The organism is Actinophytocola sp. (assembly GCF_049647105.1).
GTDB lineage: Bacteria > Actinomycetota > Actinomycetes > Mycobacteriales > Pseudonocardiaceae > Actinophytocola.
In genome coordinates, this window is the sequence record NZ_JBARWZ010000285.1 from 19,498 (window position 1) to 28,029 (window position 8,532).

Below are 8,532 nucleotides of genomic sequence, written 5' to 3' on the forward strand. Positions count from 1 at the left end.
GATGACGACCCGCGTTTCCCCCAGCGAGCTCATCCTCCGCACCCCCGCCATCGGCCCGGCGATCGCGCTCGTGGTCGCCGTGGCCGTGTTCGGGCTGACCACCGACACCTTCCTCGATGTCGACAACCTGTCTCTGGTCGTCCAGCAGTCGCTGGTGATCGGCACGCTGGCACTCGGCCAGACACTCGTCATACTCACCGCGGGCATCGACCTCGCCAACGCGGCGATCGCCGTGTTCGCCACGCTGCTGATCGCGAAGCTCACGATGAACGGCGCCGACGCGCCCGTCGCGCTGGTCGTCGGCATCGGCGTCGCCGGGCTGATCGGCGCGGTCACCGGCAGACTCGTCACGGGGCTGCGGCTGCCGCCGTTCATCGTGACGCTCGGCCTGCTGACGATCGTCACCGCGGCGAGCCGCCTCTACGCGCAGGGCCAGAGCTTCCCCGTCACCGACCCCACCCTCGGGTGGCTCGGCACCACGCAGTACCTGTTCGGTCGGATCGAGGTCACCTACGGCATGGCGGTCATGCTCGCCATGTTCCTCGGTCTTTGGTACGCGCTCACGAAAACCGGCTGGGGCAAGCATGTCTACGCCGTCGGCAACGACCAGGAGGCCGCGCGGCTGTCCGGCATCCACGTCCGCCGCACAGTGTTCTCGGTGTACGTGGTCGCCGGGCTCTGCTACGGGTTCGCGGCGTGGCAGGCACTCGGCCGCGTGCCCAACGCCGACCCGAACGCGTTCCAGCTCGGCAACCTCGACTCGATCACCGCGGTCGTCATCGGCGGCACCAGCCTGTTCGGCGGCCGGGGCAGCGTGCTCGGCACGTTGGTCGGCGCGCTCATCGTGGCGGTGCTGCGGTCCGGGCTGACCCAGGCCGGGATCGACAACCTGTACCAGGACGTGGCGACCGGCGCGCTGGTGATCGCGGCCGTCGCCGTCGACCGGTTCTCGCGGGGGAGGCAGCGATGACGCCCGTGCTGGAGGCGCACGGCCTGGTCAAGCGGTACGGCCGCGTGACGGCCATGGACGGCGCCGACTTCGAGCTGGAGGCCGGCGAGGTCCTCGCGGTCGTGGGCGACAACGGGGCGGGCAAGTCGACGCTCATCAAGGCGTTGTCCGGCGCGGTGATCCCGGACTCGGGCCGGCTCCTCGTCGATGGCGTCCCGGTCAGGTTCCACGGCCCGCTCGACGCCCGCCACCACGGCATCGAGACGGTCTACCAGGACCTCGCGCTCGCGCCCGCGCTCGACATCGCCACGAACCTGTTCCTCGGCAGGGAACGGCGGCGGCGCGGCCCGTTGGGGACGGTCTTCCGGCGCCTGGACGCGAAGGGCATGCGGCGCGAGGCGCGGCGGGTGCTCGACGAGCTGGGCATCGACGTGAAGTCCATGACACAGCTGGTGGAGACGTTGTCCGGCGGGCAGCGGCAGGCGGTCGCGGTGGCCCGCGCGGCGGCGTTCGGGTCGCGCGTGGTGATCATGGACGAGCCGACCGCCGCGCTCGGCGTGCAGGAGTCCGGCAAGGTCCTCGAGCTGATCGACCGGATCCGCGAGCGCGGGCTGCCGGTCGTGCTGATCAGCCACAACATGCCGCACGTCTTCGAGATCGCCGACCGCGTCCACGTGCACCGGCTCGGCAAGCGGGTCGCGGTGGTGTCGCCCAAGACGCACTCGATGAACGCCGTGGTCGGCCTGCTGACCGGCGCGCTGCGCATGGGGGAGGACGGGTCGATCGAGGAGGTCGGGTTGACCACCGGGCTCGAACGGTGACCCTCGTCGTCGCCGTCGGGTTGTGCACGGTGGACCTCGTCCAGCGGGTGGCCGTGCTGCCTTCGCCCGGCGAGAAGGTGCAGTCCGAGTCCGTCGAGGTCGCCGCGGGCGGCCCGGCCGCGAACGCGGCGGTCGCCGTCGCCGCGCTGGGTGGCCGGGCGCGACTGTCCACTGTGCTCGGTGCGCATCCGCTTGCGCGCCTTGCCGCCGAGGACCTGTCTGCGTGCGGGGTTGAGCTGGCGGACGTGCTGCCGGGCCGGACCGCGCCACCCCCGGTGAGCGCGGTGTCGGTCCGGACGAGCGACGGTGAGCGGACCGTGGTGTCACACAACGCGGCCGGTGTGTCCGCGCCGCCGGTCACCGACCTGTCCGACGCGGACGTCCTGCTGCTGGACGGCCACCACCCGGCGCTGGCGCTGGCCGCGGCCGGCGCGGCCAGGTCGCGCGGCATCCCGGTGGTGCTGGATGCGGGCAGCTGGAAACCGGTGCTGGCCGAGCTACTGTCCTTTGTGGACGTCTGCGCGTGCTCGTCGGCGTTCGAGTCGCGGGTGCCGCTGGACAACCCGGTGGTGATCAGGACGAACGGCCAGGATCCCGTGTCCTGGCAGGCGGGCGGGACACGCGGCGACGTACCGGTGCCGCCGGTCGAGGTCCGCGACACCGTCGGCGCCGGCGACGTGTGGCACGGCGCGTTCGCGCTGGCCGTGGCCCGGCTGGGCCGGGTGCCGGGCGCGGCGGAGGTGCCCGTGATGGTCGAGTACGCGAACCGCGCGGCGGCGGTGCGGATCCGGCACGAGGGAGCGAGGGCATGGGTGGCACCGATGCAGGGCCTGATGTCGTGAGGCTCGCCGACCTGGTGGCGCGCGTCCGCGCGCTGCCGGGCCGCCCGATGATCGGGATCTGCGGCGCGCCCGGCGCAGGCAAGTCCACGCTGGCGGAACGCCTGGTCGAGGCGCTGGGCGAGGAAGCCGTGCTGGTCGGCATGGACGGCTACCACCTGGCACAGGTCGAACTGGCACGCCTTCACCGGACGGCCCGCAAGGGCGCCCCGGACACCTTCGACGCGGCGGGTTACGTGCACCTGCTGCGCCGGATCCGCGACCAGGAAGGCGAGACCGTGTACGCACCCGAGTTCCGCAGAGAGATCGAGGAACCGATCGCGGGTGCCGTCCCCGTCCGCCCGGCGCACCGCTACCTGGTGACCGAAGGCAACTACCTGCTGCTGACGGAACCGCCGTGGCACGAGGTCCGCACCCTGCTGACCGAGACGTGGTTCCTGGCCCCGGACGAGACGCTCCGCCGCGACCGGCTCATCGCACGCCACCGGGCCTTCGGCCGCACCCTCGACGAGGCCCGCGAACGCACGCTGGGCTCCGACGAGCACAACGCGATGCTGATCAACGCCACGCGGTGGGCCGCGGACCTGGTGCTGGGTGAGGTCGACTGACCGCGGGGTTGGGCAGCCGGGGCGGCGGCGCGACCGGCCAGTACTCGAAGTGCCACCACTCGTTGTCGTAGCGGCGGTACAGCCCGAACCGCCACCCGTGCGCCTCGAGCCACCGTGCGCCCTCGGCCGGCCGCACGTCCATCGCGATGCCGGTGACGTGCGCGGACTCGTCCGGCGGCAGGACCCGCAGCCGCGCGACCGACTCGGCGCCGGTGCGCGCGACCTCGTCGAGGAACATCCGCCACTGCACGGCCGCGTCCCGGTGCCCTGAGCTGAGCCCGATGAGCTGCCGGTCCCGCCACAGCGCCTCGGTGCGGGCCGAGGTGAACGCGGCGTGTGCCGCCGGGGTGAGGCCGCGCAGTTCCTCGTGCGGGAACCGGAGCCCGAGCGCCCACTGGGCGGCCACGTGCCGTCCCCGCCGCCCGTGCCGGAGCACGGCGACGGGCAGCAGCACGCGGGCGATGGCCGTGGTGAGCCAGGCGAAGATGGTGTCTCGTCGCATGCCATCCACGGTGGCGACCGCACGTCGGCGTGCTGCGACGGCTTTTCGATGAACGTGTAACAGTTCGCCCCAGGGGAGGCGCACGCCGCCGCGCGCTGCGATCGTGGTTGCCATGCCCCGGGTGCTGCTGATCGAGGACGACGAGGCCGTGCGCGACGGTCTGACGCTGGCACTGACCAGGCAGGGCCACACCGTGCGGGCCGCGGCGACCGGCGAGTCGGGCCTGTCACTGTTGTCGTCGGCGGACGTGGTCGTGCTCGATCTGATGCTGCCCGGCATGGACGGCTTCGAGGTGTGCAGACGCATCCGGACCACCGGTGAGCTGCCGATCATCATGCTGACCGCCCGGAGCGACGACATGGACGTCGTGGCGGGCCTGGAGGCCGGCGCGGACGACTATGTGGTGAAACCGGTGCGGCCACGAGTGCTGGAGGCGCGGATCCGGGCGGTGCTGCGCCGGGCCAACGCGAGCACGGCGGCGCAGCTCGACCGCCACGGCGACCTCACCGTCGACCGGACCTCGCTGGTGGTCACGAAGGCAGGCGAGCCGGTGAGCCTGGCGCCAACGGAGCTGCGGCTGCTGCTGGAGCTGTCGTCGTCGCCGGGTCGCGTGCTGAGCAGGCAGCAGCTGCTCGAGTCGGTGTGGGACCACGGCTACCTCGGCGACTCGCGGCTGGTCGACGCGTGTGTGCAGCGCCTGCGCGCCAAGATCGAGGACGACCCGGCGAGCCCGAGGTTCGTGCAGACGGTGCGTGGCTTCGGGTACCGGTTCGGCCCGCTGTGAACCGCTGGTGGGGGTTGCGGGCCCGGCTGTTCACCGCGTTCGTGGCGCTGGTGGTGCTGACCGCGGCAGGGGTGGCGGGCGCCATGTACGTGCAGGCGCGCAACGAGATCCTGCAACGGTCCCAGGACGCGGCGGTGTCGTCGCTGCTGAGCGAGCTGCAGGCACAGCAGCCGCTGCGCACACTGCCGCCGACGGATCGCCAGCTGATCGCGCTCGCCGGCGCCCTGTCCAACCGGACGGACACGGCGGCCGCGGTGTACGGCGACCGGTGGTTCGGTGACCTGCGGCAGGGGTGGGTATCGGCCGAGCTGCGCGCGGCGGTCGGCGCGGGGCGCGTTTCGTGGCAGCGGATCGTGCCCGGCGACGCCCCGGGCCTGGTGACCGGGGTGCCTGGCGGCGCGCCGGTCCTGGTCACCGGGACGCGGCTCGGCGGCACGGACCTGGAGGTGTACTCGCTCAGAAGCCTCGAACCGGAGGAGGTGAGCATCGACGGCCTCGCGACCCGCGCGTGGCTGATCGGTGGCGCCGCGCTGGCCGTGGCGGTGGTGCTGGCGTTGCTGGCGGCGCAGGGCGTGCTCGGCCCGGTGCGTGAGCTTCGAAGGGCGGCGACGAGGCTGGGTGCCGGTGACCTGACGGCACGGCTGACCGTCCGCGGCACGGACGAGCTGGCGGGGGTGTCGGCGACGTTCAACGACACGGCGCAGGCCCTGCAGCACCACGTTGGTGAGCTGCGGCGGATGGAGTCGGAGGCCCGCCGCTTCGTGGCGGACGTGTCCCACGAGCTGCGCACCCCGCTGGCCGCGATGACCGCGGTGACGGACGTGCTGGACGAGGAGGCCGCGTCGCTGCCCCCGGACGCGGCGCAGGCGGCGCGGCTGGTGAGCCAGGAGACGAGGAACCTGACCCGGCTGGTGACCGACCTGATCGAGATCACGGGGTTCGACTCGGGCCGCGCGACGCTACTGGCGGACGAGGTGGACGTGGCGGCGGCGATCACGTCCACGCTCCGCGGCCGGGGCTGGTCGGATCGGGTGGAAACCACACTCCCGCAAGGGATCACGGCTCGCGTGGACGTGCGGAGACTGGACGTCATCGTCGCGAACCTGGTGGGCAACGCCCTGACCCACGGTGCCGAACCGGTCCGCGTGACCCTGGCGGCGGACGACCACTGGCTGACGGTGCGGGTCACCGACGAGGGCACTGGCCTGCCGCCGAAGGTGCTGCCCCATGTGTTCGACCGCTTCTACAAGGCGGACACGGCCCGGACCCGATCGCCGGGCAGCGGCCTCGGTCTCGCGATCGCGCGGGAGAACGCCCACCTCCACGGCGGGACCCTCACCGCCGACAACGCGAACGGCGCCGTCTTCACCCTCACGCTGCCGAGGGGCGGAACACGATGAAGTTGTTGCTGTTGCTGTTGCTGCTGGCACTGACCGCGTGCGGCGTCCGCCCGACGGCCCCGATCCCGGGCGGTCCGGCCCCGATAGAGGAGGTGACGGAGGGGAGGGTGCTGTACCTGTTGAGGGGTGCCACCCTGACGAGGGTCGTGCGCCCGCCGGAGCGGACCCCGTCTCTGGATCTGCTGGCGGCCGGCCCGACCAGCCTGGAGCTGGCGGAGGGCCTGACCACGGAGATCCCGCCGTACGCGGCCCCGATCACCGCGGTCCAGGGCGAGGACGGCATCACGGTGCGAATCTCGGCCGCGTTGAAGTACCTGTCACCGCAGGCGCGGTCCCAGCTCGTCTGTACGGCGATCCCACCGGGTGAAAGCCTCGCAACGCCGGTCACGCTGACGGACCCGACCGAGAAGCTGCTCCCGCTCACGTGCCCGTTCGACGCGTGAGGATCAGGCGATCAGCTCGACCCGCGACCCGGTCCGCGACTTGTGCACCCGCAGCCGGGCCGGGATCCGGTGCCGCAGTTCCTCCACATGCGACACCAGCCCGACAACCCGTCCACCGGCACGGAGTTCGTCAAGGGTGTCCATGACTTCGTCCAGGGTGTCGGCGTCGAGCATCCCGAACCCTTCGTCGACGAACAGGGTGTCGAGCAGCGCGCCACCGGTCTCCGAGGCGACCACGTCGGCCAACCCGAGCGCGAGTGCCAGCGAGGCCAGGAAGGTCTCCCCACCGGACAAGGTCTTGGCCGACCGGGTGTTCCCGGAGTAGGCGTCGAGCACGTCAAGCCCAAGCCCACCCCGGGTGCCCCGGGGCCCGGCAACGTCCGTGTGCACGAAGGAGAACCGCCCGTCACTCATCTTCTGCAACCGAGCAGTGGCGGCGACGGCGACCTCTTCCAACCGAGCGGCGAGGACGTAGGCCCGAAGCGACATCTTCCTGGCGTTCTGCCCCCGCCCGTTCACCACGTCGGTCAGTTCGGACAGTTCTTCGAACGCGGCAAGGGCGGGCCGCATCTCCGCCCAGGCGTCCCGCAACCGCGAGGCCAACTCGCCGACGTCGACAACCCGCTGGCGAGCCACCCGAGCCGCCGCCACAGCGGTCTCGATGTCCACGCGCGCAACGGAGTAAGCGTCAGCGGCGGCTCCGACCTCAACCCGAACCGAGGCGTCGACGCAGGCAAGCTCCGGATCATCGAGCACCCGCCGAACCCCGGCCTCCCTGGCGGCGGCGTCACCCAACCGCCGCTCCAGCGCGCCGACGTCGACCCGCCCAGCGGCAAGAGCGGTGTCGATCGAAGAAAACCCAGCGGCCCCAAGAACCTCCAGCACGACGGCCCGTTGCTCGTCGACCCGGGCCCAGGCGACCTGCAAGGCCACCTCGGCACCGGCAAGCGCCTCCACCCGCCCGGCGACGTCGAGCAGGTAGGTCCGCCGAGCCCCCACGTCCGGGAACTCACCCCGGGCGGCGGTCAACCGCTCGGCCCGCTCACCCATGCGTTCGAGCAGACCGGCCCGCTCCCGCGAGAACCCGGCGACTTCCTTCTCCGCGTCCCGCAGCTGAGCAAGCACCGCGTCGGACTCCTGTTCGAGCCCATGCACCCGCTCCCGCAGGGCGCGATGCTCACCGGCCATGCGAACGGCGTGCTCGTGAGCCTCGACGGCGGCTCGAAGGGCGTCGTCAAGCTCGCCAAGTTCCCGGTCCCGAAGCCGATCAAGCAGGGTGGCAAGCCCCTGCTCGGCGGAAGCCAGCCGCCGAGCAGCGCCCTGCCGAACGGAGTCGGCCTCCTGCTCAAGCCGAACGGCGGCCCGCTCATCCTCAGCGGTGACGGAGGCAGCGACGCCAACAGCGGGCAGTGGATGGTCAACGGACCCACAGACAGGACAGTGCTCCCCGTCGACGAGTTCCCCAGCCAACTCGGCAGCCATCCCGACAAGCCGCCGCTCCCGAATGTCCAACGTGGACTCCCGAGCGGCGTGATGAGCGTCGACGGCGTCCTGGGCAGCGGCAGTCCGCTCGGCAACCACCCGCCGAGCCACCGGCACCTGCGCGGCGTCCCGAACGAGCGAGGCCAACTCCTCCCGAGCGGTGACCAAGGCAGGCAACTCCGCCACGGCCCGAGCCGCCTCGCCAAGAGCCTCCCGAGCAGCGACAAGCTCCCCCGGCACGGCAGCAAGCCGCGAAGAACACGAGGCAACGACCTCAGCGGCCCGCTCCTCGAGCCACTGAAGCTCATCAACCCGCTTCTGGTCGGCCCCCTGCAACCGAGCCTCGTCGACAAGCCCGGCAAACGCCCCGGCAACCTCCCGCAACCGCCCAGCCCAACTACCAGCCGACCCCTCACCCCCAACAGAACCACGAAAGCCGCCGACGTGAGCAGACGCACCCAAACCAGCGCCACCAGCCGAAACACTCACACCGATCGACCCGCCACCGCCCAAGCGACTAGACAACACAGAACCGCCCCTGGACAAGGGCCAACTACCCGAATCCCCGCGAGTGGAGTCACCTTCGGCTACGCCGCCTTCGGCTACGCCGCCTTCGGCTACGCCGCCTTCGGCTACGCCGCCTTCGGCTACGCCGCCTTCGGCTACGCCGCCTTCGGCTACGCCGCCTTCGGCTACGCCGCCTT

Annotated in this window: 10 protein-coding genes; 8 read left to right on the forward strand and 2 right to left on the reverse strand. The window is 71.9% G+C overall.

Annotated elements, in window-relative coordinates:
- Position 1 precedes the first annotated feature (1 nt).
- From WBA97_RS33865 to WBA97_RS33880, 4 genes are read left to right on the forward strand one after another with little or no spacing between them, the layout of a single operon-like run.
- Positions 2 to 970: an ABC transporter permease gene (locus tag WBA97_RS33865; RefSeq protein WP_424235065.1), complete on the forward strand. Its 969-nt coding sequence runs from the start codon at positions 2 to 4 to the stop codon at positions 968 to 970.
- Positions 967 to 1,770, forward strand: coding sequence for an ATP-binding cassette domain-containing protein (locus tag WBA97_RS33870; RefSeq protein ID WP_424235066.1), 804 nt, complete (start codon positions 967 to 969; stop codon positions 1,768 to 1,770). Before WBA97_RS33865 ends, WBA97_RS33870 begins: the two co-directional genes overlap by 4 nt.
- Positions 1,767 to 2,612, forward strand: coding sequence for a PfkB family carbohydrate kinase (locus WBA97_RS33875; protein WP_424235067.1), 846 nt, complete (start codon positions 1,767 to 1,769; stop codon positions 2,610 to 2,612). The genes WBA97_RS33870 and WBA97_RS33875 overlap by 4 nt, the downstream gene beginning before the upstream one ends.
- Positions 2,579 to 3,217 carry a nucleoside/nucleotide kinase family protein gene (locus WBA97_RS33880; RefSeq protein WP_424235068.1) on the forward strand — a complete coding sequence of 213 codons (639 nt, stop codon included), beginning with the start codon at positions 2,579 to 2,581 and terminating at the stop codon, positions 3,215 to 3,217. Before WBA97_RS33875 ends, WBA97_RS33880 begins: the two co-directional genes overlap by 34 nt.
- Here WBA97_RS33880 and WBA97_RS33885 read toward each other — a convergent pair.
- A complete protein-coding gene (locus tag WBA97_RS33885) occupies positions 3,168 to 3,719 on the reverse strand; it encodes a D-alanyl-D-alanine carboxypeptidase (RefSeq protein ID WP_424235069.1) in 552 nt (183 codons plus the stop codon). The genes WBA97_RS33880 and WBA97_RS33885 overlap by 50 nt on opposite strands.
- A gap of 112 nt (positions 3,720 to 3,831) precedes the next feature.
- Here WBA97_RS33885 and WBA97_RS33890 point away from each other — a divergent pair, with 112 nt between their 5' ends.
- From WBA97_RS33890 to WBA97_RS33900, 3 genes are read left to right on the forward strand one after another with little or no spacing between them, the layout of a single operon-like run.
- Positions 3,832 to 4,503 carry a response regulator gene (locus WBA97_RS33890; RefSeq protein ID WP_424235070.1) on the forward strand — a complete coding sequence of 224 codons (672 nt, stop codon included), beginning with the start codon at positions 3,832 to 3,834 and terminating at the stop codon, positions 4,501 to 4,503.
- Complete coding sequence (locus WBA97_RS33895) at positions 4,500 to 5,903, forward strand: ATP-binding protein (protein ID WP_424235071.1); 1,404 nt, start codon at positions 4,500 to 4,502, stop codon at positions 5,901 to 5,903. The genes WBA97_RS33890 and WBA97_RS33895 overlap by 4 nt, the downstream gene beginning before the upstream one ends.
- Positions 5,900 to 6,346 (forward strand): hypothetical protein, encoded by a 447-nt coding sequence (locus WBA97_RS33900; protein ID WP_424235072.1) that lies wholly within the window; start codon positions 5,900 to 5,902, stop codon positions 6,344 to 6,346. The genes WBA97_RS33895 and WBA97_RS33900 overlap by 4 nt, the downstream gene beginning before the upstream one ends.
- 3 nt (positions 6,347 to 6,349) lie before the next feature.
- Here the strand turns inward: WBA97_RS33900 and WBA97_RS33905 are convergent, their stop codons facing one another.
- Positions 6,350 to 7,534, reverse strand: a complete 1,185-nt coding sequence (locus WBA97_RS33905) for an SbcC/MukB-like Walker B domain-containing protein (RefSeq protein ID WP_424235073.1) — start codon at positions 7,532 to 7,534, stop codon at positions 6,350 to 6,352.
- On the opposite strand from WBA97_RS33905, the gene WBA97_RS33910 reads away from it, so the two are divergent.
- Positions 7,496 to 8,532: hypothetical protein (locus WBA97_RS33910; protein WP_424235074.1), on the forward strand; the 1,037-nt coding region annotated here is incomplete at its 3' end. The genes WBA97_RS33905 and WBA97_RS33910 overlap by 39 nt on opposite strands.

Bases quoted from the DNA above. Each gene is read 5' to 3' on its own strand.
- WBA97_RS33865 (WP_424235065.1), top strand. From the start codon at position 2: ATGACGACCCGCGTTTCCCCCAGCGAGCTCATCCTCCGCACCCCCGCC.
- WBA97_RS33870 (WP_424235066.1), top strand. From the start codon at position 967: ATGACGCCCGTGCTGGAGGCGCACGGCCTGGTCAAGCGGTACGGCCGC.
- WBA97_RS33880 (WP_424235068.1), top strand. From the start codon at position 2,579: ATGGGTGGCACCGATGCAGGGCCTGATGTCGTGAGGCTCGCCGACCTG.
- WBA97_RS33885 (WP_424235069.1), bottom strand. From the start codon at position 3,719: ATGCGACGAGACACCATCTTCGCCTGGCTCACCACGGCCATCGCCCGC.
- WBA97_RS33890 (WP_424235070.1), top strand. From the start codon at position 3,832: ATGCCCCGGGTGCTGCTGATCGAGGACGACGAGGCCGTGCGCGACGGT.
- WBA97_RS33900 (WP_424235072.1), top strand. From the start codon at position 5,900: ATGAAGTTGTTGCTGTTGCTGTTGCTGCTGGCACTGACCGCGTGCGGC.
- WBA97_RS33905 (WP_424235073.1), bottom strand. From the start codon at position 7,534: ATGGCCGGTGAGCATCGCGCCCTGCGGGAGCGGGTGCATGGGCTCGAA.